General features: G+C 72.4%; 16 protein-coding genes and 1 tRNA gene. 8 read left to right on the forward strand and 9 right to left on the reverse strand.

Translation table 11 applies throughout. The features are described from left to right. Window positions 1-304 precede the first annotated feature (304 nt). Window positions 305-3,838: a transcription-repair coupling factor gene (gene mfd / locus ABZ887_RS12860; protein ID WP_361287044.1), complete on the reverse strand. Its 3,534-nt coding sequence runs from the start codon at window positions 3,836-3,838 to the stop codon at window positions 305-307. A gap of 140 nt (window positions 3,839-3,978) precedes the next feature. On the opposite strand from mfd, the gene ABZ887_RS12865 reads away from it, so the two are divergent. After that, complete coding sequence (locus tag ABZ887_RS12865; protein WP_361287047.1) at window positions 3,979-5,190, forward strand: RNA-guided endonuclease TnpB family protein; 1,212 nt, start codon at window positions 3,979-3,981, stop codon at window positions 5,188-5,190. A gap of 446 nt (window positions 5,191-5,636) precedes the next feature. Here the strand turns inward: ABZ887_RS12865 and ABZ887_RS12870 are convergent, their stop codons facing one another. Together ABZ887_RS12870 and ABZ887_RS12875 are read right to left on the reverse strand one after the other, a co-directional pair. Beyond that, a complete protein-coding gene (locus tag ABZ887_RS12870) occupies window positions 5,637-8,216 on the reverse strand; it encodes an FtsX-like permease family protein (RefSeq protein ID WP_361287050.1) in 2,580 nt (859 codons plus the stop codon). Then, window positions 8,213-9,001: an ABC transporter ATP-binding protein gene (locus tag ABZ887_RS12875; RefSeq protein ID WP_361287053.1), complete on the reverse strand. Its 789-nt coding sequence runs from the start codon at window positions 8,999-9,001 to the stop codon at window positions 8,213-8,215. The genes ABZ887_RS12870 and ABZ887_RS12875 overlap by 4 nt, the downstream gene beginning before the upstream one ends. 517 nt (window positions 9,002-9,518) lie before the next feature. Here ABZ887_RS12875 and ABZ887_RS12880 point away from each other — a divergent pair. The 3 genes from ABZ887_RS12880 (at window position 9,519) to ABZ887_RS12890 (ending at window position 13,252) form a co-directional block, all read left to right on the forward strand. After that, entirely contained in the window at window positions 9,519-11,018 is a 1,500-nt protein-coding gene (locus tag ABZ887_RS12880; RefSeq protein ID WP_361287056.1) for an MFS transporter, read from the forward strand. Between the two features lie 189 nt (window positions 11,019-11,207). Beyond that, window positions 11,208-11,645, forward strand: coding sequence for a DUF485 domain-containing protein (locus tag ABZ887_RS12885; RefSeq protein ID WP_361287059.1), 438 nt, complete (start codon window positions 11,208-11,210; stop codon window positions 11,643-11,645). Window positions 11,646-11,671: 26 nt separating this feature from the next. Then, window positions 11,672-13,252 (forward strand): cation acetate symporter, encoded by a 1,581-nt coding sequence (locus ABZ887_RS12890; RefSeq protein ID WP_361287352.1) that lies wholly within the window; start codon window positions 11,672-11,674, stop codon window positions 13,250-13,252. Window positions 13,253-13,318: 66 nt separating this feature from the next. Here the strand turns inward: ABZ887_RS12890 and ABZ887_RS12895 are convergent, their stop codons facing one another. The 5 genes from ABZ887_RS12895 to ABZ887_RS12915 form a co-directional block, all read right to left on the reverse strand. Beyond that, window positions 13,319-14,194 (reverse strand): cellulose-binding protein, encoded by an 876-nt coding sequence (locus ABZ887_RS12895; RefSeq protein ID WP_361287355.1) that lies wholly within the window; start codon window positions 14,192-14,194, stop codon window positions 13,319-13,321. Window positions 14,195-14,366: 172 nt separating this feature from the next. Next, window positions 14,367-14,924, reverse strand: a complete 558-nt coding sequence (locus ABZ887_RS12900; protein WP_361287062.1) for a dihydrofolate reductase family protein — start codon at window positions 14,922-14,924, stop codon at window positions 14,367-14,369. A 91-nt stretch (window positions 14,925-15,015) separates the two neighbouring features. Further along, the gene (locus tag ABZ887_RS12905) at window positions 15,016-15,942 is read right to left on the reverse strand and encodes an RNA polymerase subunit sigma-70 (protein WP_361287065.1); all 927 of its coding nucleotides are present in this window, start codon (window positions 15,940-15,942) and stop codon (window positions 15,016-15,018) included. 112 nt (window positions 15,943-16,054) lie between these two features. After that, a complete protein-coding gene (locus ABZ887_RS12910; protein ID WP_361287068.1) occupies window positions 16,055-19,030 on the reverse strand; it encodes an SUKH-4 family immunity protein in 2,976 nt (991 codons plus the stop codon). 8 nt (window positions 19,031-19,038) lie between these two features. Continuing rightward, window positions 19,039-20,025, reverse strand: coding sequence for an HNH endonuclease (locus ABZ887_RS12915; protein ID WP_361287071.1), 987 nt, complete (start codon window positions 20,023-20,025; stop codon window positions 19,039-19,041). Window positions 20,026-20,323: 298 nt separating this feature from the next. Between ABZ887_RS12915 and ABZ887_RS12920 the strand changes: the two genes are divergently transcribed. Further along, complete coding sequence (locus ABZ887_RS12920; protein ID WP_361287074.1) at window positions 20,324-20,863, forward strand: YwqJ-related putative deaminase; 540 nt, start codon at window positions 20,324-20,326, stop codon at window positions 20,861-20,863. A gap of 92 nt (window positions 20,864-20,955) precedes the next feature. Next, window positions 20,956-21,489 (forward strand): SUKH-3 domain-containing protein, encoded by a 534-nt coding sequence (locus ABZ887_RS12925; protein ID WP_361287077.1) that lies wholly within the window; start codon window positions 20,956-20,958, stop codon window positions 21,487-21,489. A gap of 80 nt (window positions 21,490-21,569) precedes the next feature. Here the strand turns inward: ABZ887_RS12925 and ABZ887_RS12930 are convergent, their stop codons facing one another. Continuing rightward, complete coding sequence (locus ABZ887_RS12930; RefSeq protein ID WP_361287080.1) at window positions 21,570-22,916, reverse strand: histidine kinase; 1,347 nt, start codon at window positions 22,914-22,916, stop codon at window positions 21,570-21,572. Between the two features lie 422 nt (window positions 22,917-23,338). Here ABZ887_RS12930 and ABZ887_RS12935 point away from each other — a divergent pair. Continuing rightward, a tRNA-Gln gene (locus tag ABZ887_RS12935) sits at window positions 23,339-23,410 on the forward strand. A gap of 118 nt (window positions 23,411-23,528) precedes the next feature. Beyond that, complete coding sequence (gene glmU / locus ABZ887_RS12940; RefSeq protein ID WP_361287083.1) at window positions 23,529-24,977, forward strand: bifunctional UDP-N-acetylglucosamine diphosphorylase/glucosamine-1-phosphate N-acetyltransferase GlmU; 1,449 nt, start codon at window positions 23,529-23,531, stop codon at window positions 24,975-24,977. Window positions 24,978-25,036: the final 59 nt, after the last annotated feature.

Raw genomic sequence — 25,036 nt, forward strand, 5'->3', positions numbered from 1 at the left:
GCCGCACGGTTCGGGCCATATACCACCCAAAGGGGCTCATGCCGCCAACCAGTCCTTATCAGCAACCTGGCGACACGCCGAGGGAAGCCCGAACCGTGCGCCTTCGCGCCCGCTCACTCCCCGCAGCGACCGGATGCCCCCGATGGCGCTCCTCACACCTTGACGCCCCGCCGTGGCGCGCGCGGAGGCGATCAGGCCCGCCTGTCGGCGGTGGCGCAGGGCGCGCGGCGCGGATGCGGCCGCCGGTACCGGCCCACCGGTCCGCGCGTCCCGCACGCCCCACGCGCCCCCTGCGGGTGATCCGTCACGACCCCAGGATCGAGGCGAGGAACTCCCCTACCCAGCCCAGCAGTTCCCGGCCGACCAGCGGCTTGCCGCCCACCTTCGCGGTCTTCGGGCGGGGTACCAGGAGCTGGTGGACGGCCGGCTTGATGACGGTCCCCGGGTACAGGCGCTTGACCCGCAGCTCCTGCGACTCGCGCAACTCGACCGGCGCGAAGCGGATGTTGGTGCCCTGGAGGACGATCTCGCCGGCCCCGCACGCGCGGGCCAGCATCCGCAGGCCGGCGACCAGCAGCAGGTTCTCCACCGGCTCGGGCAACTTGCCGTAGCGGTCGGTGAGTTCCTCGCGGACGGCCCTGATGTCCTCCTCCGAGTTGGCGGAGGCGATGGCACGGTAGGCCTGGAGGCGCAGCCGCTCGCCGGGCGCGTAGTCGTGCGGGACGTGCGCGTCGACGGGCAGCTCGATCTTGACCTCCAGCGGCGGCTCCTCCTCGATCTCGCCGGTCTCCAGCTGCCGCCGGTAGTCCGCGACGGCCTCGCCGACCATGCGGACGTAGAGGTCGAAGCCGACGCCCGCGATGTGCCCGGACTGCTCGCCGCCGAGCAGGTTGCCGGCGCCGCGGATCTCCAGGTCCTTCATCGCCACGTACATGCCGGCGCCCATCTCGGTGTGCTGGGCGATGGTCGCGAGGCGCTCGTGGGCCGTCTCGGTCAGCGGCTTCTCCGGCGGGTACAGGAAGTACGCGTACCCGCGCTCACGCCCACGGCCGACGCGGCCGCGCAGCTGGTGCAGCTGGGAGAGGCCGAAGGTGTCGCCGCGTTCGACGATGAGCGTGTTGGCGTTGGAGATGTCGATGCCGGACTCGACGATCGTGGTGGAGACGAGGACGTCGAACTTCTTCTCCCAGAAGTCGACGACGACCTGTTCGAGGGCCGACTCCGACATCTGGCCGTGGGCGGTCGCGATGCGCGCCTCGGGGACGATCTCGCGGAGTCTGGCCGCCGCGCGGTCGATGGACTCCACCCGGTTGTGGATGTAGAAGACCTGGCCCTCGCGCAGCAGTTCGCGGCGGATGGCGGCGCCGATCTGCTTCTCCTCGTACGGCCCGACGAAGGTGAGCACCGGGTGCCGCTCCTCCGGGGGCGTGGTGATCGTGGACATCTCGCGGATGCCGGTGACCGCCATCTCCAGGGTGCGCGGGATCGGGGTGGCCGACATGGTCAGCACGTCGACGTTGGCGCGCAGCTTCTTCAGCTGCTCCTTGTGCTCGACGCCGAAGCGCTGCTCCTCGTCGACGATGACCAGGCCGAGGTCCTTGAACTTGGTCTCGGAGGAGAACAGCCGGTGGGTGCCGATGACGACGTCGACCGCGCCCTCGCGCAGGCCCTCCAGGGTCCCCTTCGCCTCGGTGTCGGTCTGGAAGCGGGAGAGCGCCTTCACGCTCACCGGGAACTGCGAGTACCGCTCGGAGAACGTCCCGAAGTGCTGCTGCACCAGCAGGGTCGTGGGGACGAGGACGGCCACCTGCTTGCCGTCCTGTACGGCCTTGAACGCGGCCCGCACCGCGATCTCGGTCTTGCCGTAGCCGACGTCGCCGCAGACCAGGCGGTCCATGGGGACCGACTTCTCCATGTCCTCCTTGACCTCGGCGATGGTGGTCAGCTGGTCCGGGGTCTCCGCGTACGGGAACGCGTCCTCCAGCTCGCGCTGCCAGGGCGTGTCCCCGCCGAACGCGTGCCCGGGCGCGGCCATGCGCGCGCTGTAGAGCCTGATCAGGTCGGCGGCGATCTCCTTGACGGCCTTCTTGGCGCGCGCCTTGGTCTTCGTCCAGTCCGCGCCGCCCAGGCGGTGCAGGGTGGGCGCCTCCCCGCCGACGTACTTGGTGATCTGCTCCAGCTGGTCGGTGGGGATGTACAGCCGGTCGCCGGGCTGGCCGCGCTTGGCGGGGGCGTACTCGACGACCAGGTACTCGCGGGTGGCGCCCTGGACGGTGCGCTGCACCATCTCGATGTAGCGGCCGACGCCGTGCTGCTCGTGGACGATATAGTCGCCGGGCTCCAGGGTGAGCGGGTCGATGGTCTTGCGGCGGCGGGCCGGCATCCGGGCGCCGTCCTTGCCGGCCGCCTTCTGCCCGGACAGGTCGGTCTCGGTGAGGACGGCGAGGCGGAGCGCCGGGTCGACGAAGCCGTAGTCGATCGAGCCGCACGACACGTGCACGACCGAGGGGCTCAGCTCGCCCAGGTCGACGTCGAGGCGGGCCGCGATGCCCTCGCCGCCGAGCACCTCGACGGTGCGGGAGGCGGGGCCGTGGCCCTCGGTGACGAACACCGTGCGCCAGCCGTCGGCCAGCCAGCCCTTGGTGTCGGCGAGGGCCTTCGCGGTGTCGCCGCGGTAGGTCTCGGGAGCGTGCATGCCCAGCTTGAGGGTGTCGGCGGCCGGCTCGTCGTCCGCCGCGAACGGCGACACCGACCACCACATCATGTCCAGCTCGCGGGCGCGGTCGCGGACGTCCGCGATCGACCACAGGGAGGCCGCACCGACGTCGATGGGCGCCTCGCCGCCGCCGGCCGTGGCCGCCCAGGAGGCCTGCAGGAACTCCTGGCTGGTGGCCACCAGGTCGGCGGCGCGCGTGCGGACCCGCTCCGGGTCGCAGACGACGGCCATCGCGCCCTTGGGCAGCACGTCGAGCAGCAGCTCCATGTCGTCGACGAGGACCGGGGCGAGGGACTCCATGCCCTCGACCGCGATCCCCTCCGCGATCTTGTTCAGCAGTTCGCCCAGTTCGGGGTGTTCCTCGGCGAGGGCCCGCGCACGGGCGCGGACGCCCTCGGTCAGCAGCAGCTCACGGCAGGGCGGCGCCCACAGGCCGTGCTCGGCTACCTCCAGGGAGCGCTGGTCGGCGACCTTGAAGTAGCGGATCTCCTCGACGTCGTCGCCCCAGAACTCGACGCGCAGGGGGTGTTCCTCGGTGGGCGGGAAGACGTCCAGGATGCCGCCGCGGACGGCGAACTCGCCGCGCTTCTCGACGAGCTCCACGCGCGCGTAGGCGGCCGCGGCGAGGGCTTCCACGACCTCGTTCAGGTCGGCGCTCTGGCCGGTGCGCAGGGCCACCGGCTCCAGGTCGCCGAGGCCCTTGACCTGCGGCTGGAGCACGGATCGTACGGGCGCGACGACGACGGAGACCGGGCCGGTCTCGGGGTCGTCGGGGCGGGGGTGGGCGAGGCGGCGCAGGACGGCGAGGCGGCGGCCGACGGTGTCGCTGCGGGGGCTGAGGCGCTCGTGCGGGAGGGTCTCCCAGGAGGGGTACTCCGCGACGCCCTCGGAGGGCAGGAGCGTGCGCAGGGCCGCGGCGAGGTCCTCGGCCTCGCGGCCGGTGGCGGTGACCGCGAGCACGGGGCGGCCGGCCTCGCGGGCCAGGGCGGCGACCGCGAGGGGGCGGGCCGCCGGGGGGCCGACCAGGTCGACGTGCATGCGGTTGCCGTCCCCGGCTGCCTTGATCGCTTCCGCGAGGGCGGGGTCCTTGACGACGGCGTCGAGCAGACCGTGCAGGCTCATCGGGAACTCCTTGTGTGGAAACCCCCGGCTTCAGCCGGGTAAGGAAACGCATCCCGGTCACGGAGCCGCGCAGCGGCAGAGCACGCTCCGCCGACCACACAACCCACCCCGCTAACACGGAATCTGATAGAATGTGAGCTATGACGCAGCAGGTCAAGCGGGCTTTCAAGTACCGCTTCTACCCCACGGACGAGCAGGCGGCTGAGCTGTCCCGCACGTTCGGCTGCGTCCGCCTCGTCTACAACAAGGCGCTGGAGGAGCGCACGCGGGCCTGGTACGGCGAGCAGCGCCGCATCTCCTACGTGCAGTCGTCCGCCGCGCTCACTGAGTGGAAGAGGACCGAGGAACTCGGCTTCCTCTCGGAGGTGTCCTCCGTTCCACTCCAGCAGGCACTGCGCCATCTTCAGACTGCCTTCGGGAACTTCTTCGCCAAGCGTGCCAAGTACCCGCGCTTCAAGAGCCGGAAGAAGTCCCGGTCGTCGGCCGAGTACACACGGTCCGGCTTCAAGTGGCGTGACGGAAAGCTGACCTTGGCGAAGATGGCGGAGCCTCTGGACATCCGCTGGTCGCGCCCACTGCCCGAGGGTGCGCAGCCCACGACGGTGACGGTGTCCCGCGACAGCGTGGGGCGCTGGTTCGCATCCTTGTTGTGCGACGACCGCGTTGCCCCGGCTCCGGCCACGGCGAACGCGGTCGGTATCGACGCGGGTATCACGTCCTTGGTGACACTGTCCACCGGGGAGAAGGTCGCCAACCCGAAGCACGAGCGCCGCGACCGTGCCCGCCTCGCGAACGCCCAGCGGGAACTGTCCCGCAAGGCGAAGGGCTCGGCGAACCGGGAGAAGGCCCGCCGGAAGGTCGCCAAGGTACACGCTCGGATCGCCGACCGGCGCCGGGACTTCCTGCACAAGCTGTCGACTCGACTCGTCCGCGAGAACCAAACGGTCGTGATCGAGGACCTCACCGTCCGAAACCTGCTGAAGAACGGCAAGCTCGCGCGCGCCATCTCGGATGCGGCCTGGACGGAACTGCGTTCCATGCTGGAGTACAAGTGCGCGTGGTACGGGCGCGAACTCGCCGTGATCGACCGCTTCTTCCCCAGCAGCAAGCTGTGCGGGAACTGCGGCACGGTCCGCGAGAAGCTGCCGCTGACCGTCCGCGAGTGGACCTGCGAGTGCTGCGGCACGGTCCATGACCGCGACGGGAACGCGGCACACAACATCCTGGCCGCCGGGCTGGCGGCGTCTGCCTGTGGAGACGGTGTAAGACCTCAACGGGAGTCCTCCCGGACGGGGCGGTCGTCGGTGAAGCAGGAACCCCAGCGGGCGACCGCTGGAATCCCCCGCCTCTAGCGGGGGAGGAAGTCAATCAGGGCGGCTTTCGTCTTCTTTCTTCTTCTTCGTGTCGTGTGTGTGGTGTGGTGGCCAGCCGGGAGCGGGCAACGCGAAGTGCCCGGTGCGGGCTGCGACCGGGGGTCTCCAGACTACGACGACGCGTCGGCGTGTGCCGCCGGGGCTGTGGATAACCTCCGTCGCCCTGTGAGGCGCCGTGCGTCGCGGTGGCCGTGCCAGGGGGCTCCGCCCCCTGGACCCCCGAAGCCTATGCCCACCCACCACCCGACTCGGTCAGCAGAGAAGCTGGACTCGAAAGACAAAGACGCGCACCACCCGACTCAGTGGATCGAGAAGCGGGACTCGAAAAACAACAAAGACGCGCCCGGCGCCGGAGAGTCCCTTAAGACTCCCCGGCGCCGGGCCTTCCCCCCGCAACCCCCGTATGCGGTGGTCTCCAGGTTGGTTCAGTCCGTCGCGATCGCGGTCAGGACGTTCATGCGGCCCGCGCGGAACGCCGGGACCAGGGCGGCGAAGAGGCCGACGAAGGCGGAGCCGACGAAGACGCCGATGATGGTCGGCCAGGGGATCTCCAGGACCTTCAGGCCCTGCAGGGCGAGCAGCTTCTGGGCCGTCGCGCCCCAGCCCATGCCCAGACCGAGGCCCAGCAGGGCGCCGAAGAGGGCGATGACCACGGACTCCATGCGGATCATGCGGCGCAGCTGGCGGCGGGAGAGGCCGATGGCCCGCATCAGGCCGATCTCGCGGGTGCGCTCGACGACGGAGAGGGCCAGGGTGTTCACCACGCCGAGGACCGCGACGATGATGGCGAGGGCGAGCAGGCCGTAGATCAGGTTCAGCAGCTGGCCGATCTGGTCCTTGAGCGCCTGCTTGTAGTCGGTCTGGTCGCGCACGGTGTACTGCGGGTAGTCGTGCAGGGCGGACTTGAGCGACTTGTACGCGGCGTCCTGCTGCCCGTCCTTGGCGGTGGCGAAGACCAGCTCGTCGAGCGGCATCTTGGCGGCCGGCACGTACTTGGCGAGCGTCGCGATGGAGATGTACTTGGCACCCTGGTCGATGACGACGTCGCTGCTGGTGATCGCGCGGACGGTCAGGTGGGCCGTGCCGCCGTCCTTGAACTTTACGGTGATCTTCGAGCCGAGGTGGATGCCGTGCGCCTTGGCGAACTTCTCGTGGACGGACATCGAGTCGGGCAGGTAGGCGTCCTTGAGGTCGCCGGCGACCGTCTTGGTGCGCAGGTCGGTGGCGTACGTCGGGTCGGCCGCCGTGATGTCGGTGTCCTTGAGGGTCTTGCCGTCGGGCGTGGTGTAGTCGGCGGTGGTGTCCCGGTACTCGGTGACCCGGGCGAGGCCCGGCACGTCCTTGACGGCCTTGACCGCCTGCGGGGTGATCCGCTGGCCGCTGTCGGACTGGATGATGAAGTCGGTGCCGACGGTCTTGTCGAGCTGGTCGGACGCGGAGGCGACCATGGAGGAGCCGACCACCGAGAGACAGGCGACCAGCGCGAGGCCGATCATCAGGGCGGCGCCGGTGGCGCCGGTGCGGCGCGGGTTGCGCAGCGCGTTGCGCTCGGCCATCCGTCCGACGGGCCCGAACATCCGCAGCAGGACGGCGCCCAGGACGCGCACCACCCCGCCGGCGAGCAGCGGGCCGATGACGACGAACCCGATGAGCGAGAGCACGATGCCGAGGCCGAGCCAGCCGGCGCCCGTCTTGGCCTGGTCGGCCTGCGAGGCCAGGTAGAGGCCGTAGCCGCCGCCGGCGGTCAGCAGGAGGCCCAGCAGGGCGCGGACGAGACCGGCCCTGGCGTCGGCGGGGGCGCCCGCCTCGCGCAGCGCGGCCATCGGGGAGACCTTGCCGGCCCGCCGCGCGGGGAGGTAGGCGGCGAGGACGGTGACGACGACACCGAGGACGACGCCGACCACCGGGGTCGTCCAGGCGACCGTCAGATCGCTCGTCGACAGATGCATGCCCATGGAGCCCATGAGCTTCATCAGGCCGACCGCGATGCCGACGCCCGCGCCGACGCCGAGGACCGAGCCGACCGTGCCGAGCAGCAGGGCCTCGACGAGCACGGACCGGTTGACCTGGCGGCGGCCGGCGCCGATGGCCCGCATCAGGCCGATCTCGCGGGTGCGCTGGGCGACCAGCATCGAGAAGGTGTTGATGATCAGGAAGATGCCGACGAGGAACGCGATCCCGGCGAAGCCGAGCATCGCGTACTTCATGACGGTCATGAGGCTCTCGACGTCCTTCTGGTTGGCGTCGGCGGTCTCCTTGGCGGTCTGCACCTTGTAGCGGCCGCCGAGTTCGCCGGTCACGTTCTTCTTCAGCTGCGGGTCGGTCACCCCGGGCGCGGCCGTCACGTTGACGTTGGTGAAGACGCCGGTCTGCCCGACGAGTGTCCGCTGCGCGGTCCTCGTGTCGAGGTAGAAGATCGCGGCACCGGGGTTGGTGACGGTGAAGTCGGCGATGCCGGAGATCTTCGCGGTGTGGGTGCCGACCGCGCTGATCACGCCGATCTCGTCGCCGAGCTTCAGGTGGTGCTTGTCGGCGGTGTCGGCGTCGACCATGACCTGGCCGGAGTTCTCCGGCGCCGCACCGGAGGTGATCTTCATGGTGCGGGCGTCGTTGGAGTTCCAGCTGCCCACGATGGTCGGCGCGCCGCTGGACGGCGACAGGCTGTCCTTGTCGGCGTTCACGACGGTCACGGACGTCGAGAAGACCGTCCCCTCGGCCGCCTTGACGCCGGCCGCCGCGCGGACCTTGCCGACCACCGAGGCCGGCATGACCGGCGGCCGGCCGTTGTCGGAGGTCGTCTCCCCGGTGTCGGAGGCGCTCCTGGCGCTGACCGTGACGTCGGACGAGGTCGCCGCGAACAGCTTGTCGAACGTCGTGTTCATGGTGTCGGTGAACACCAGCGTGCCGCACACGAACGCCACCGACAGCAGGACGGCGACCGCAGACAGGGCCATGCGCCCCTTGTGCGCGAAGAAGTTGCGCATCGAGGTCTTCATGACGGTCATGACGTACGCCCCCGCGCGTCGAAGTCCTTCATGCGGTCCAGGACGGTGTCCGCGGTCGGCTTGAACATCTCGTCGACGATCCGGCCGTCGGCGAGGTAGAGCACGCGGTCCGCGTAGGAGGCGGCGACCGGGTCGTGCGTGACCATCACGATCGTCTGGCCCAGCTCGTCCACGGAGCGGCGCAGGAAGCCGAGGACCTCCGCGCCCGCGCGGGAGTCGAGGTTTCCGGTCGGCTCGTCACCGAAGATGATCTCGGGGCGTGCGGCGAGGGCGCGCGCCACGGCCACGCGCTGCTGCTGGCCGCCCGAGAGCTGCGTGGGGCGGTGCTTGAGCCGGTCCGCGAGCCCCACGGTCTCGACCACGCGCCGCAGCCACTCCTTGTCGGGCTTGCGGCCGGCGATGTCCATGGGGAGCGTGATGTTCTCCAGTGCGTTCAGCGTCGGAAGCAGGTTGAACGCCTGGAAGATGAAGCCGATCCGGTCCCGGCGCAGCTTGGTGAGCTTCTTGTCCTTGAGGCCGGTGATCTCGGTGTCGTCCAGGTGGATCTGACCGCTGGTCACGGTGTCGAGCCCGGCGAGGCAGTGCATCAGGGTGGACTTCCCGGACCCCGAGGGGCCCATGATCGCGGTGAACTGCCCCCGCATGATGTCCACGTCGACGTGGTCCAGGGCGACGACACGGGTCTCTCCGGCCCCGTACGCCTTGACGACCTGCCGCGCCCGCGCGGCAACGGCCGTACGCCCTCCAGTACCCCCGTGCCTGGGAATGGTCACAGCCGATGTCACGGTATGTCTCCTAAGTCGGTCAGCGAATGAGCAGCACTGGGCCGCGCCTTGCTGCGAAGCGGTTGGTACGACGAGTTGGTACGACGACGAGTTGGTACGACGATGAGTCTGTCCGTGCGCGGGTCTGTCCCGCGCTGGTGCGAAGCCCCGTCTTTCCGGGGGGGAAAACCCCACCCCCGCCGGTTCGGTCGACCACCCCCGGCGGCGTAAAGCCAGGTTAAGGACGGGCGGGGTGCCGTCTCGTCCTCCGGCGGTACGAACCCTCCCCGAGCCCTGGTACGGAGAACCCCCTAGGGGACGTCCACCGCCGGGTGGAGCCTTTCTCAGGGTCGCGCTCCACCCGCCGGCCCGGGCAGCCTCCACCCTCCCGTCGCGGAAGGGTCAAGTCGCCGCGGCCTCTGGCCTGGTGGCCGCGCACTTCCACCAGGTGGACGCGTACTCCCGCACTGCCGGAGCGGATGGGAAGCTGTCGTACGCGAGATAGATACATGAGGAACACATCGGGAGGGGATCCGGCGTGGCGAAGGAGAACACGAAACCCGCGACACGCGTGGCGGAGCGCGAGGCCGGGACGGGCCGGCGGGGGGCCGTGGTGGCCGCCCTGATGCTCGCCATGGCGCTGGCGGCGCTCGACTCCACCGTCGTCTCCACCGCCGTACCCCAGATCGTCGGCGACCTCGGCGGCTTCTCGGTCTTCTCCTGGCTCTTCTCCGGCTACCTGCTGGCCGTCACCGTGACGCTGCCGGTGTACGGCAAGCTCTCCGACACCTTCGGCCGCAAGCCGGTGCTGGTCGCGGGCGCCGCGGTGTTCCTGCTGGGGTCGCTGCTGTGCGCGGTCGCCTGGAACATGGCCGCGCTGATCGCGTTCCGGATCGTGCAGGGCGTCGGCGGCGGGGCGCTGCAGGGCACCGTGCAGACCCTCGCGGCCGACCTGTACCCGCTCGAGGAGCGTCCGAAGATCCAGTCGAAGCTGTCCACGGTGTGGGCGGTGTCGGCGGTCGCCGGGCCGGGGCTCGGCGGGGTGCTGGCCGCGTACGCGGACTGGCGGTGGATCTTCCTCGTCAACCTGCCGATCGGGGTGGCGGCGCTCTGGCTGATAGTGCGTCACCTCCACGAGCCGAAGCGCGCGCCGCGTACGCCCCCGCGGGTGGACTGGGCGGGAGCGCTGGCGGTCTTCGCGTGCGGGGGCGTCCTGCTGACGGCGCTCGTGCAGGGCGGGGTGGCGTGGGCGTGGTGGTCCGCGCCGTCGTGCGCGCTGTTCGCCGGCGGGCTGGCGCTGGCGGGGCTCGTGGTGTGGATCGAGCGCCGGGCGGCCGAGCCGATCATCCCGGGGTGGGTGTGGCGCCGCCGTACGATCGCGGCCGTCAACCTGGCGCTCGGCGCGCTGGGCCTGCTGATGGTGGCGCCGACGGTGTTCCTGCCGACGTACGCGCAGTCGGTCCTCGGGCTGGCGCCGGTGGCCGCCGGGTTCGTGCTGTCGGTGTGGACGCTGAGCTGGCCGGTCTCCGCGGCCCTCAGCCAGCACGTGTACCGGCGGATCGGCTTCCGCGACACCGCACTGCTCGGCATCGGCGCGGCCGCGCTGATCCTGTTCGCGTTCCCCTTCCTGCCCTACCCGGGGTCGGCCTGGCAGCCGACGCTGCTGATGCTCCTGCTCGGCGGCGCGCTGGGCCTGTTCCAGCTGCCGCTGCTGGTGGGCGTGCAGTCGACGGTGGGCTGGGAGGAGCGGGGCACCACGACCGCGTCGGTGCTGTTCTGCCGGCAGACCGGCCAGACCATCGGGGCGTCGGTGTTCGGGGCGGTGGCCAACGGGGTGCTGGCGGCGCGGCTGGGCGGCACGGGCGACCTCGACTCCGTCACCCGCGCGCTGGACGGCGGCACGGCCACCGAGGCCACCCGGCACGCCATCGCGGACGCCGTCCACGCGGTGTACCTCGGGGCGGCGTGCGCGGCGGCGCTCGCGTTCCTGGTGCTCCTGTCGGTGGCACCGCGACGCTTCCCGGTCCTCAAGGACTGACTCCCGTCCCGGAGTTAACGCGGGTAACACCCGAGGTCAGACACGTTCGCGTGAAGTAAGCGCGTACCGACCGGCCAGTTGCCGAAAATGGCCGCACACCCCGGATACCTGCGAGTAACGTGCGTCCCCCGCTCCCTCCCCTCCCTGCGGTCCGCCGCCACGGACCCGAGCCATGCAAGGAGCACCGGGATGTCCGACGACCTTTCCGACCCCGCACGCCCGTCCGGTCCTTCCCCCCGCGAGCCGTCGCACCTCACCTACCCCTGGCAGCCGCTGCCGCCCGAGCCGCCGAGACCCCGGCACGCGCCGCACCGGGAGCCGGTCGGGCACCACAGCGACCTGCGGGTGCTGCGCGGCGCCTACCGCCTCCAGCGGCGCACCGCGACCCTCACCGCGCTCGGCTACTTCACGGTCTTCCTGGTGCTGTCGGCGTTCGCCCCGGGCCTGATGACGAGCGCGGTCGCCGACGGCGTACCCACGGGACTGCTCCTCGCGCTCCTCCAGCTCCCCGTCACCTGGCTGGCGGTCGCCCTCTACGAGCACACCGCGCGCCGCCACGTCGACCCGCTCGCCGACCGCATCCGCAGGACCGCGGAACTGGACGCCAGGCGCGGGGCCGTCCGGTGACCGGCTCCGGCGGCTCCGCCCAGTCCATGTCCCTGGTCGCCTTCACCGCCGTCGCCACGCTCACCCTCCTGCTGTGCGTGCTGACCGGCCCGGACCGCGACGACCTCGACGAGTTCTACACCGGCTACGGCTCCCTCTCCCCGCTGCGCAACGGCCTGGCCATCGCCGGCGACTACATCTCCGGGGCGGGTGTCCTCGCCGGCGCCGGGGTGATCGCCCTGTGCGGCTACGACGGCGTCGTCCTCGCCCTCAGTACGGCCCTGTCGCTGATGCTGCTGATGTTCCTGCTGGCCGAACCGCTGCACAACGCGGGCCGGTTCACCATGGGCGACGCGCTGGCCCGCCGGATGCCCGGCCGGTCGGTACGGATCGCGGCCTGCGCGGTGACCATCGCCGCCCTGCTGCCGCTGATGCTGGTCCAGCTGGCCGGGGCCGGCCAGCTGATGGCCTTCGTCCTCGGCTTCTCCGACAAGACCGTGCAGACCGGCTGCGTCATCGGCCTCGGCGCCCTGATGATCAGCTACGCGGCCATCGGCGGCATGAAGGGCACCGCCCTCATCCAGATCCTGAAGATCGTGACCCTGCTCGGCTCCGGCACGGTGGTCGCCCTGCTGATCCTGCACCGCTTCGACTGGGACCCGGGCGCCCTGCTCACCGCGGCGGCCAGGGGCAGCGGCGCCGGAGCCGCCTACCTGCACTCCGGCCTCCAGTTCACCGGCGGTCCCGCGCCCCGCCTGGACATGATCAGTTCGGAGCTGACCGTCGTCCTCGGCGGCGCCTGCCTGCCGCACATCACCATGCGCATGTACACCGCCGCCGGCGCCCGCCAGGTCCGCCGGTCGATGTCCTGGGCCGTGTCGTGCGTGACCCTGTTCGTGCTGATCGTCAGCGTCGTCGGCTTCGGCGCCACCGCCCTGGTCGGCCGCGCCGCCATCAGCGCCGCCGACCCGCAGGGCAACACCGCCTATCTGCTGGGCTCCCGCGCGGCGTTCGGGTCCGGCGTCTCGACGGCGGAGACCCTGCTCCTCACCACCGTCACCGCGGCGGTCTTCCTGACCCTGCTCGCCTCCGTCGCCGGCATGATCCTCGCCTGCGCCAACTCCCTCGCCCACGACGTCTTCGCGACCCGCGTGCAGGACATGCCGGCCCGCCGGGAGATGACCCTGGCCCGGGTCTCGGCGCTCGCCATAGGAGTCCCCACGATCCTGCTGGCGACCCTGGTGCAGCACCACAGCCTGCAGCCCCTGATCACCCTCTCCTTCTGCATCGGCGCCTCCGCGCTCGCCCCGGCCCTGGTCTACGGCCTCTTCTGGCGCCGCTACACCCGGACCGGCCTGCTGTGCACCCTCCTCGGCGGCACCCTCACCGTGCTGCTCCTGATGCCGGGCACCAACCTGGTCTCGGGCTCGCCGGGCGCCGCCTTCCCGCACGCCGACTTCAACTGGTTCCCGTTCACCACCACCGGCCTCGTCTCCATCCCGGCCGGCTTCCTCCTGGGCTGGCTGGGAACGGTCGCCTCCGGCCGGCGCAGGTCCGCGGAACAGCGCCGACAGTACGAGGCGGTGGAGGGGTGGATCCTCGCGGGGGCGGTACGGAGAGGGAGTTAGGACAGGCCCTGGGGGCGGCCGAAGATCCACGGGGGCGCGGGATACGGAGGCACGGGACGCGGGGCGCTATTCCGCCGCGGCCGCGCGGCCCGTCAGGGACATGAGGCTGTCGCGCATGTGGTCCATGTGTGCCTGGACGTCGTCCCAGGTCTCGCCGTGTTCGCGCAGCACCCGCTCGGTCTCCCGCGCGATGCGCTCCTCGCGGAGCCGGGCCTCCGTGAGGACCTCACCGGCCCGCGCGTGCGCCTCCTCCTCGGAGCGGCGGGCCGACTCCCCGGCCTCGACCAGGGCCCGCTCCGCCTCCGCCAGGGCGGCCTCGGCGCGGGCGACACGTTCGGCGTTGTGCGCGTCGACCGCGGCCGCGCGCGCGGCCTCCTCGCGCTCCTCCTCGGCCCAGCGTTCGGCGTGCTCCTTGACCAGGTCGGCGAGCATCGCGATGGTGCGCTGCCGCACCTCGCGCAGGGCCGAAAGGGCCTCGCCCCGCCGCTCCTTGACCTCCAGGCGCGCGCCGATGCGGATGTCGTCCGCCTCGGCGCGCGCGGCGAGGAGCCACTGGCGGGCACGTTCCTCGGTGTCCGCGCGGAGCGCGTCGGCCTGCTCCTGCGCCGCGCAGCGCTCGCTCTCGGCACGCGCCGCGGCCTCCGCGACCCCGTCCGTCAGCGCCCGCCGGGCGCCCTCGTGCAGGGCCTTCGCCTCCTCCACCACGAGCCGGAACACCCGGTGCGCGCGGTCCCCGAGCGCCTCGTACGTCTGCGGTGGGAGCTGCTCGACCTCGGCGTGCAGCCGCTCGGCCTCCGCCTCCATCTCCTTGGCGAGCACGGTGAGCCGCGCGGCACGCTCCCACGCCGCGTCCCGGTCCTCGCAGAGCTCCACCATGAACGTGTCGACCTGATCGGGGCGGTAGCCACGCCCCCGGACGGTCACGAAGTCGTACGGCGACATCGATGCGCTGCTCACCTGGAACCCCTCTCCGCCGGACCCGCACGAAATGATGATTTCGCGGACATCTTGATGGATCGGACGTAAGTGTTCATAACGCGACACTCCGCATGCCGCGCTCGAACCACCGCACGCCACGCGAGGGGACGGCAAGCACGTCAGGGGGCGTGCACGCTCAGCCGCGCGTCCTGCGGTAGCGGGTCAGCACCAGGGCGCCCGCGCGTTCCGCCGCCAGGCACTCCAGTTCGGCGGGCGGGCCGCCGGCCGGGAACAGCGGCCGGCCGGTACCGAGGACGGTGGGGAAGGTCAGCAGCCGGTACTCGTCGACCAGGCCGGCGTCCGCCAGGGCGTGGACGACACCGAGGCTGCCCATGACGACGACGTCCCGCTGCTCGGTCTTGACGGCGTCCAGGAGATCGCCGTCGAGGAGACGGGAGTTCGTCCACGCGGACACGTCGGTCAGGGTGCGGGAGGCGACCAGCTTCGGCGCGGCGTTCAGACGCGCGGAGAACGGGTCGTCGCGGCCCGGCCACAGGCGCGCGAAGGCCTCCCAGGTGGACCGCCCCAGCAGGACGACCCCCTCGTCCAGGGTGCGGCCCAGGCCGAACCTGTCCCCGGTGATCTCCTCCCGGCCGAACCGGAAGAGCCAGCCGCCGTACGGCGTGCCCTCCGAGCCGTCCGGGTCGGACACGATCCCGTCCAGGGTGGTGAACTGGATGACGACAACACTCATGACGGTTGTCCCTTCGCTCGATGGTCACCGGTACATACCGGCGGCACCGGGCGGGCTCATCGCCGTCCCCGGAAATTCTTTCCCGACCGTTTCAGCCGGCGCGGGGCGCGGGCGGCTGCGCCGGTGCGAGCGCCGTCAGCACGCGCGGGTCGGTGAACACCACGTTGTGCGCGACCCGGCCGCCGGTGACCGTGAGGACCTGCACGGAGTGCAGCCGGTGCCCGCCGCCCGGCTCCGGGGCGTACGCCACGAGCGTGGGCTGCCCGCCCGCCGTGCCGGAGCGGGTGCGCCAGCCGGTGCCACGGAGCCGGAACACCCGCTCCATGAACAGGCCGTAGTCGCCGCGGCCCCGGTACCACAGCGGCAGCGGCGGCATCTCCAGCACCGCGTCGTCGGTGAGCAGCCGCACCAGCGCGGGTACGTCGGCCGCCTCGAACGCCTGCTGATACCTCAGGACCGCCGCCCGCACCTCCGGATCGTCCGGCTCGCTCACCTCGTCCGCCCCGCCCGCCCCCGCGAGCGCGGCGCGCGCCCGCTGGAGCGCGCTGTTCACGGCCGCCACCGAGGTCTCCAGCTGGTCGGCGACCTCGGCGGCACTGAACTCCAGCACCTCGCGCAGCACCAGCACCGCCCGCTGCCGCGCGGGCAGCACCTGCCACGCCGCCACCAGCGCGAGCCGCAGATCCGCGCGCGCCTCCACGTCGTATCGTGCGTCCGGGAACGGCTCCAGCCACGGCACGTCGGGCGCCGGCGTGAGCGGCGCCTCCGGATCGGCACCGGGCGCCCCGAGCCCGGACGGCAACGGCCGCCGTACCCGCCCCTGGAGCGCCGTCAGGCACACGTTGGTCGCGATCCGGTACAGCCAGGTCCGTACGGAGGCCCGCGCGGGGTCGTAGCGCTCACGGGCCTTCCAGGCCCGCAGCATGGTCTCCTGCACCAGGTCCTCGGCCTCGTGGAACGAGCCCAGCATCCGATAGCAGTACGCCACCAACTCGCCCCGGTACGGCTCGAAGTCCATCCGCCCATCATGCCCGCGGGGTACGACAGCGGGGCACGCGCGCGTGGGGGCCGGTCCGGTCTCCCGACCGGACCGGCCCCCGTACGGCCGTCCTACAGACGGGCGGCCCGCGCTACAGCAGCCCGTCCCACATCTGCTCCAGCAGCACCGACCACCAGCTCTCCGGCGAGCCGAGCGCCGCCGGATCCAGGGAGGCCAACTGGGCCTGGAAGTCGACGGTCCAGCGGCCCGCCTGCTCCTGGTTCAGGCCGAACCTGAGCCGCCACATCCGGCCCAGCAGGGCCAGGCAGCGGGCGAACTCCGGCAGCCCCGTGTTCACGAACTGCGGCGGCACGGACGCGCCGCCCGGCCCCGCCTCCACGGGCACGGCCACGATGTTCGCGGTGCCGTACTGCACACAGACCGCCTTGCCGAAGTCGGTCCCCATGACGAGGTACGACGCGGCGTCCGGCGCCGGCTGCAACCCGCGCTCCTGCGCCAGCTCCGCCAGCGTCGGCACCGGACGGCCCGGCTGCGCCTGCGCCCAGAAGAACGGGCCCATGTCCAGCGGCAGTCCGGCCGCCACCAGGGTGTGCGCCACGATCGGCGGCACCCCCTGCCGGGACACCGCCGCCTGCTCGAACCGGAACACGCCGGGACCGAACGCCGCCGCCAGCTCCTGTGCGATCGCCTCCGGCGGGATCGGCGGCGCCGCCTGCACCTGCGGCAACGGCGCCCGCACCGGCGCGGGCCGCGCGGGACCCGCCGCCACCTGGTGCAACTCGCCCTGGTGCGCCAGCAACTGGCGCATCCCCTGCTGCCGGCTCGCGTGGTCCGTCCCGTACGGCGCGATGCTCGCCAGCCGCGCCTGCGGCCACTGCTCCCGGATCATCCGCGCGCAGTAGGCACCCGGCAGTTCGCAGGACTCCAGCTCCGTGTGCAGCTCCAGCACCTGGTCCGGCGGCACGTTCATCGCCCGCAGCTCGTGGAAGATCTGCCACTCGGGGTGCGGGGTGCCCGGCGCCGAACGCCGGATCAGCTGCTGTTCCGAGCCGTCCTGCGCGCGGTAGCGCAGCACCGCCTGGTATCCGGGGCCGACCGTCGGCTGCCCCTGCTGCGGCGGGTAGCCGTACGCGGGCGGCTGCTGCCCGGGTGCGGGCTGCCCCGGCAAGGGCTGACCCTGCACGGGCTGACCCTGCACGGGCTGACCCTGCAGGGGCTGGCCGGGCAGGGGCTGGCCGGGAGGCGGCGGCATCGCACCGGCCGGCCTCGGGGGCGGCATCTGCGCGGCGCCCGGCGGCATGCCGGGGGCGCCCGGAGCTCCTACCGGAGGCGCGGACAGCACGGTCTCGGCGCGGTGCACCGCCGGTCCGCCCGGTCCGCCCGGGCCGGCGACGGCGCCCTGCGCACCACCGGGCGCGGGAGGCGCGAGAGGCGTGCCAGGGGCGCCCGGAGTGTGCGGTGCGCCGTGGGCGAAAGGCGCGCCCGGGGCGCTGTTCGGGGGCTGGGGTGCGCCCGGCGCGGGAGGTACGCCCGGGGCGCCCGGAGGCTGCTGCGCGCCCCCGCCCATCCCGCTCGGGTCGGCCAGCATCGTCGCCGCGCGATGAACGTCGCCCGGAGGCGTGCCACCCGGAGTGCCCGGCGCACCGGGCGACCCGGGGGCGCCCGGCGGAGTCTGCGCGCCCGGCACCTGCGCCGCGCCCACGCCCGCACCGGCCGGGCCTTCAGGCCCCTGGGGACCCAACGCCGACACCACCTGCGTCGGCGCGTACCCGCCCACCGGCGCGCCCGGCGCGGGCGGCTGAGGCGTGCCCCCGGGGTGGGCGCCCGGCGCTCCTGGCGCTCCCGGGGCGCCCGGCGGCGGAGGCGGCGCACCGGCCCCGCCACGCGCCCTGCGCGGCGGCGGTGCGGCCTTGCTCGTCGCGGCGTCCGCGATGTCACTGGCGTTGGGCGCGAGGGGTCGTCCGGGAGCGGCCAGGCCCGCGGGATTCGCCGGATTCGCCGGAGGCCGGGGCGCGCCCGGAGCACCGGCCGGCGCCTGCGGATAGCCGTAGCCCGGAGCGGCCGGCGCCTGCGGATAGCCGTAGGAGGGCGCGGGCGGGGTCGCGGGCGCACCCGGGGCCGCCGGTCCCTGCGGGTAGCCGTACGGCGGGGCGTCCTGCGGCGGCCGCGGCGGCGTACCGCCCTGCGGCGCACCGCCCGGCACGCCCGGCGCACCCGGCACGCCCCGCACGCCCGGCGCACCCGGATCGCCGAGCGCCGGAGACTCCGCCGTGCGGGGCAGCTGGCTGCCCCCCGACATCAGCGCCGTCTCGGCGTCTCCCAGGGCACCGTCGTCGGCATCGCTCAGCGGCGGCGCGAACACCGTCGCGGGCAACGGAACGGAACGGTCCTCACCGGCATCGGCGTTCGTGTCGGTGCCGGCCCAAGGAGTCGCACCGGCGGGCACGTTGTGCGCGCCCGGCGCACCAGGCGCACCCGGCGCACTCGACGGACCCTGCGCACCGCCTGGCGCACCCGCTCCGGCCGGCGGCCAGGAAGGACCACCGCCGCCCGCCGGACCGGCCCCGCCGGCAGCCGCCGGCACCCCGGCCTGCGTCTCGGCAAGCCCGATGGAGCCCGCGCCCACGCCTGCGCCAGCGCCAGCGCCAGCGCCGAAGCCGGCACCAGCACCAGCACCAGCACCAGCACCAGCACCAGCCGACGCCCCGTCGCTCCCCGGGCGCCGATCCTGAATGCCCAGCTTGTCCGCCGCCTCCTGGAGCCACTCCGGGGGGCTCAACAGGAACGACGTCTGGTTCAGGTCCACCCGGGCGGCAGGCGCCGGCACCGCGTCGGCGATCTCCGCCTCACGGCCGTACTCCTCCTCGTACCGGCGGATCACCTCGCCCACCGACAGCGCCGGCCAGAGCGTGGCCTCACCGCTGTCCCGGGCGATGACCAGCCGCTGCCCGCCCGCGTCCGAACGCGGGCCCTCCGCACGGTCCTCGCCCCACACCACGAACCCGAGGCCGAACTCCCGCACCCGCACCTCGCGATGCTGATACGCGGGCACGTCGCCGTTGATCCACTCCTCGGCGCGCTCCTGCGCCTGCGCGAACGTCACCATGCCGGACCTCACTCCCCCGAGCCGACCGAAGCGGCACGCGCGAAACCACCGTCGACCATCAGGTTCGCCACCGTCTCCAACTCCGGCGGGGACCCCGCCAGCCGCGACAGGAACACGTCGAAGTCCTCGCCGCACGGCAGCAGCAGGCGCTCCACCCGCTCCGCCGGCGACCATCCCGGATCCACGTCACGCGCGTCGTCGTACGCGCAGAACCACACCGAACCCAGCCGGTCGCCCTTCACCTTCACCGCGAGCAGACCGCCCTGCACGAAGGTGACGCCCAGGTAGTCCTTGGTCAGGTGGTCGCGCAGGCACTTGTTGACATACACGAGGTCGTTCACCGCGGCCTCGTCGCGGACTGTGAAGAACGGCTGGTCCAGCAGCAGTCCGAGGCCGGCGTCCAGGGCCGTGCCGACCGGCGCGCAGCCGCCCGCCGCCTTCAGGAAGGAGCGGTACGCACCCGGCAGCCGGTACCCGAGGTCCTCCTCGACCCCCTGCACCTGGGACTCCGACACGGCCACGCCCGACTTCGGCAGCCCGAAGTGCGCCGGACGCGTCTCCTGCAACGGCCGCGTGCCCCGCTTGCCCTGGTCCACCCGCGCGGTCGCCACCCCGCCGTGATGCCGCAGCAGTGCCTTCACCTCGACCGGGACCAGCTCCAGCCGCCGCGACCCCACCACGTGGTGCCACGTCCAGCCGTGCGGCGTCGCCACCGCCGGCACCGTGTCCCACAGCTCGTGGCCCGAAGCCGACAGCACCGCGTTCGCGGACACGAAGTCGGTCAGCCGCAACTCGTCGACCCCGAAACCCTCCGGCGGATCGGCGATCTCCACCGCCGCGCGCGCGTAGGGCGAGAAGTCGGGGTAGCCGCGCTCGTCGATCCGTACCCCTCTCGGGTGACGTGCCGCCCGGACCGGATCCGGGAAATGCACGACCTGCCCGGCATAGGCCACGTTCGGCGGCGCGGCTTGCTGCCCGAGCCGACCTGTCGTCATGACGGTTGCCCCCTGCGGCACTCTGTACGGACCGACACCACACGCCTGCGGCGCGCCACGGCCCGTATCCGGCTGTCTCTCCCACGTCGCGGACGCGTCGACCGCGCCCATCGCGGTGCCGACAGCCTATGCGGTACACGAACCCCGGTCACCGGCCCTCCGGTTCCGTGACCAGCCGTCACCCCGCCGTGACAGCCTGCCCAAACCCGGGCGTGTCGCACCGCCCCAGCTACCGCACCCGCCACGGGATTTGGCAGTCTGTGACTTTCGGGGGGATGCCCGGGAGGGGAAGACGATCATGAACGCCACACAGACGGGACCGCACACCGCCATGTCCGGCGCCGCCCACGGCGCCTTCGACGGCGACCCCCGCATCGGCTGGAGCAGCAACGAAATACCTCCCGCGCCCACCCTGCAGCACCGCCGCGACGGCATTCTGCCCACCGTCGCCGCCGCTCTCTCCGTCCGCGGCGCCACCCTCACCGGCACCGCCGCCCGCGGCGACCAGCCGCCTCCGCTGCACCCGCTGGTCCAGGAGTTCCTCGACACCCTGCCCAGCGGACAACGCGACCGCTTCACCGGCCGCTGTGCCGAAGCCATCCTCATTTCACGCCACATCAGCGCGGCCGACGCCGCCCGCAGCAAACGTGCCCTGCGCAAACCCATGACCAACGGCGAAGCCCGCAAAGTCCTCAAGCAGGCCAAACTCACCGCCCGCCGGATACGCGAGGACGGAGACCCCCTGCACGGCAGCTTCGCCGCCCCCTGCCGGGCCTGCGCCGCCCTCACCGCCCACTTCGGCGTCCGCGTCGTCGACCCGACCACCGACGACGCCTGACGCACGCCCCCACGCACGGACCCGGAACACCCGCACCCGCACCCGCACCCGCACCCGCACCCGCACCCGCACCCAGGACGATCGAAGGGCAGATGCACGCCGACCGCACCTCATCCCCCAGTCTCGGCCTCGCCCGGCCCGGGGGACCCCCCTCGCGCTTCTCCGCGCCCGTCGAGGCAGCCCTGCGCGCCGCCGGCTGGCAACCAGGACGCTGGGACATAAAACAGGCCGAGGTCTGGGCCGACGCCCTGCGCGAGCACGCTTCGCCCGCCGGACACCGGCACGCCGTCTTCCCCGCCGCGGTGGAGGCCTGGGCCGAGTTCGGCGGCCTGCAGGTCACCCCCGCCGGCGCCGGCCGCCAGATCGCCCCCGCCACCCTCCATCTCGACCCCCTGCACGGCCTCCACCTCGCCCGCACCCTCGGCGACCTCGGCCGCGCCCTCGACACCGAGGTCTGCCCGCTCGGAGCGGAGACCGAGACCCACTCGCTCGTCGCCATCGACGCCGAGGGCCGGGTCTACACGCTCGACCACACCGGCGACTGGTATCTCGGCCCCGACATCGACCACGCCCTGACCGCCCTCATCGCAGGCGTCGAACCCCAGCGCCTCACCACCCAGTCGTAGCCCCAGTCGTAGCCGACGGGTCAGGCCGCCGCCCGGTCGTAACCATCGGGTCATGCCGCCACCCGGTCGCAGCCGCCGGGTCAGGTCGCCGGAATCACCGCCGACACCCGGAAGCCCCCGGCGTCGGTCGGACCCGACACGAACACGCCGCCCAGCCCCAGCACCCGCTCACGCATCCCGACCAGACCGTTCCCGCCCGACGGCAGCCCCGCCGACGCCGCCGAGGCCGGCTCGGGCGGCGGTTCGTTCTCCACCTGCATCGCGATCTCCGCCACCCGGTGCGCCAGCCGCACATGCGTCTTCGCGCCCGCCGCGTGCTTGTGGACGTTCGTCAGCGCCTCCTGCACCACCCGGAACGCCGTCTGCTCGATGACCGCCGCATAGGAGCGCGCGGAGCCCTCGACCGACAGGTCCACCACCATCCCCGCCGCCGCCGACTGCCCGATCAGCACCTCGAGCTCGGACAGCCACGGCCCCTCCTCCTCCGCCACCCGCGAAGCCGCCGCCGCGGCCGCCACCCCCACCGCGGCCAGCGGCAGCGAAGCGGACGACACCGAAGCCGAAGCCGGCGCGGGCCCGGGCGCCGCGAAGGTGCGCCGCTGCGGGGCCTCCCCCGAGCGCAGCACCCCCAGCATCTCCCGCAGCTCCGTCAGCGCCTGGCGCCCCATGTCCCCCACCAGCGCCGCGTTCCGCACCGCCTTCTCCGGGTCCTTGCGCGCCACCGCCTGCAAGGCCGCCGCGTGCACCACCATCAACGACACCCGGTGCGCGACCACGTCATGCATCTCCCGCGCGATCCGCGTCCGCTCCTCGCCGCGCGCCCACTCCGCCCGCTCCTCCGCCCGCTCCGCGAGCAGTTGGAGCTCCCGCTCCAGGCTGTCCGCCCGCTCCCGCAGGCTCTCCATCAGCCGCCGGCGCTGCCCCACGTACAGTCCCAGCAGCATCGGCGGAGCGGTCAGGCCCAGCGAGGTGGTCACCGCCGCGAAGGGGACGAACCAGTCGCCCAGCGTCAGGTCCCCCCGCGCCATGTCCTGCTTCACCCGCACGAACGTCACGATCATCGTCCCGACCAGCGACATCCCCGCGAGCGCCACGATGATCCGGCGCGGCAGCTCCGCCGCGGCGAGGGTGTACAGGCCGATGATGCCCATGAGGAAGCCCATCTGGGCCGGTGTGATCGCGATCGCGACCAGCACCACGGCGATCGGCCACTTCCGGCGCAGCACCAGTACGGAACCGGCCAGCAGACCGAACACGATCCCCGCCGACAGCGGGATTCCCGCGTCCCGCGCGAACGGGATGCCCTCCGCGGCGCACTCCAGCGCCGACACCAGTGCGAGCCCCACGTCCAGAACCGCACTACGCCACCGCGACCACCACCACGGCCCGGTGAAGGCCGTCGCGTGGTCTGCCCCCGTCGTGGTCATGCCTCCAGCCTACGGGCGCGAGGGTGGGCTTTTCCGGTGAGTTTCGTCTACTCGCCTACACCACACTCCGTAACCGAACAACACCAAAACCCCCGCGTATCCCTCGAACTGCGGAACCACGCACGTTCGAACCCGGACCGGAGCATTCCGCCCGGACGGTATGCACAGGGCGTATCCGGGCGGCGGCCGGCGGGACTTCGAGACCCCGAAGAGACCCCGAACAGACCTCGAACGCGCGGCGGCGCGACCGAAAGCCGCGGCATCCGCCGGGGAGTTGCCGGACCGGGAACCGTGGCCAGTACCGCGACCGGGGACAGAGGCAGCGCGGCCCCACTTGTACCGTCGCATGGAAGGCGCCTGGTACGGCATAGTAGGAACCGCCGCTCGGCAACCTGACTAAATGTCCGGTTCAGTCGAGATTTTCCCCCGTGGTGTAATTGGCAGCACCGTGGCTTTTGGTGCCATTTGTCCGGGTTCGAGTCCTGGCGGGGGAGCCCCACCCGGTTCGGGCCCTGACAGCTCCGTCAGGGCCCGCTCCCATGTCCCCCACGAAACGCCCCGGTATCCTGCGGATGTCACCCCCACCCGTCCAAAAAGCCGAAGGGCAACTCCGTGAGCGCCATTCGCCCGGCAGCCGTCGTCGTTCTCGCAGCGGGTGAGGGCACCCGTATGAAGTCGGCCACACCGAAGGTCCTGCATGAGATCTGCGGCCGTTCCCTGGTGGGTCATGTGCTCGCCGCATCCCGTGAGTTGAACCCCGAGAACCTGGTCGTCGTCGTCGGGCACGCGCGCGAGCAGGTCGCCGCGCACCTCGGTGCGGTGGACTCCGCCGTCCGTACCGCCGTGCAGGAGCGGCAGAACGGCACCGGGCACGCCGTGCGCATGGCGCTGGAGGAGCTCGGCGGGGCCGTCGACGGGACCGTGGTCGTGGTCTGCGGGGACACCCCGCTGCTGACCGGTCGGACACTGACGCGGCTCGCCGGGACGCATCACGGCGACGGCAACGCGGTGACCGTGCTGACCGCCGAGGTGCCGGACGCGACCGGCTACGGCCGTATCGTGCGCGACGCCGCCTCCGGCGAGGTGACGGCCATCGTGGAGCACAAGGACGCCTCCGACGACCAGCGGGCGATCCGGGAGATCAACTCCGGGGTGTTCGCGTTCGACGGCCGGCTGCTCGCGGACGCGCTGGGGAAGGTGCGGACGGACAACAGCCAGGGCGAGGAGTACCTGACCGACGTGCTCGGGATCCTGCGGGAGGCCGGGCACCGGGTGGGGGCCTCGGTGGCCGGCGACCACCGGGAGATCGCCGGGATCAACAACCGGGTGCAGCTGGCGGAGGCGCGCCGCATCCTCAACGACCGGCTGCTGGAGCGGGCGATGCTGGACGGCGTGACCGTCGTCGACCCGGCCACGACATGGGTCGACGTGACCGTGACCTTCGAGCAGGACGCCGTCGTCCACCCGGGCACGCAGCTGCTCGGTTCGACGCACCTCGCACAGGGCGCCGAGGTCGGGCCGAACACCCGGCTGAAGGACACCCGGGTGGGTGCCGGGGCGCGGGTGAACAACACGGTGTCCGATTCTGCCCATATCGGTGCGGACGCGTCTGTGGGACCGTACGCGTACCTGCGGCCGGGGACCCGGCTGGGGGCGAAGGGCAAGATCGGTACGTACGTGGAGACGAAGAACGCGTCGATCGGGGAGGGTACGAAGGTTCCGCACCTCTCCTATGTGGGTGACGCGACGATCGGCGAGTACTCGAACATCGGTGCGGCGAGCGTGTTCGTGAACTACGACGGCGAGAGCAAGCACCACACCACCGTCGGGTCGCACTGCAAGACGGGTTCGGACAACATGTTTGTGGCGCCTGTCACGATCGGGGACGGTGCGTACACCGCTGCCGGATCTGTGATCACGAAGGACGTGCCGCCCGGTTCGCTGGCCGTGGCCCGCGGTCAGCAGCGGAATATCGAGGGTTGGGTGGCCCGGAAGCGTCCGGGGAGTCCGGCGGCGACGGCCGCCGAAGCGGCTTCCCGGCGGGGCGCGAGCGAGGACTGACCGGAAACAGGTGCGCCGAAGACGTCGTACCGTGATAAGTGCACACCCGCACCTAACCA

The organism is Streptomyces sp. NPDC047061 (genome assembly GCF_040643955.1).
Taxonomy (GTDB): Bacteria; Actinomycetota; Actinomycetes; order Streptomycetales; family Streptomycetaceae; genus Streptomyces.

What these genes read in the sequence shown, in the direction of transcription:
- ABZ887_RS12930 (WP_361287080.1), bottom strand. Translation starts at nt 22,916, where the DNA reads ATGACCACGACGGGGGCAGACCACGCGACGGCCTTCACCGGGCCGTGG.
- ABZ887_RS12920 (WP_361287074.1), top strand. Translation starts at nt 20,324, where the DNA reads ATGAACGCCACACAGACGGGACCGCACACCGCCATGTCCGGCGCCGCC.
- ABZ887_RS12895 (WP_361287355.1), bottom strand. Translation starts at nt 14,194, where the DNA reads ATGTCGCCGTACGACTTCGTGACCGTCCGGGGGCGTGGCTACCGCCCC.
- ABZ887_RS12865 (WP_361287047.1), top strand. Translation starts at nt 3,979, where the DNA reads ATGACGCAGCAGGTCAAGCGGGCTTTCAAGTACCGCTTCTACCCCACG.
- ABZ887_RS12915 (WP_361287071.1), bottom strand. Translation starts at nt 20,025, where the DNA reads ATGACGACAGGTCGGCTCGGGCAGCAAGCCGCGCCGCCGAACGTGGCC.
- ABZ887_RS12900 (WP_361287062.1), bottom strand. Translation starts at nt 14,924, where the DNA reads ATGAGTGTTGTCGTCATCCAGTTCACCACCCTGGACGGGATCGTGTCC.
- ABZ887_RS12870 (WP_361287050.1), bottom strand. Translation starts at nt 8,216, where the DNA reads ATGACCGTCATGAAGACCTCGATGCGCAACTTCTTCGCGCACAAGGGG.
- ABZ887_RS12925 (WP_361287077.1), top strand. Translation starts at nt 20,956, where the DNA reads ATGCACGCCGACCGCACCTCATCCCCCAGTCTCGGCCTCGCCCGGCCC.
- ABZ887_RS12890 (WP_361287352.1), top strand. Translation starts at nt 11,672, where the DNA reads ATGTCCCTGGTCGCCTTCACCGCCGTCGCCACGCTCACCCTCCTGCTG.
- ABZ887_RS12905 (WP_361287065.1), bottom strand. Translation starts at nt 15,942, where the DNA reads ATGGACTTCGAGCCGTACCGGGGCGAGTTGGTGGCGTACTGCTATCGG.
- ABZ887_RS12885 (WP_361287059.1), top strand. Translation starts at nt 11,208, where the DNA reads ATGTCCGACGACCTTTCCGACCCCGCACGCCCGTCCGGTCCTTCCCCC.
- ABZ887_RS12910 (WP_361287068.1), bottom strand. Translation starts at nt 19,030, where the DNA reads ATGGTGACGTTCGCGCAGGCGCAGGAGCGCGCCGAGGAGTGGATCAAC.
- mfd (WP_361287044.1), bottom strand. Translation starts at nt 3,838, where the DNA reads ATGAGCCTGCACGGTCTGCTCGACGCCGTCGTCAAGGACCCCGCCCTC.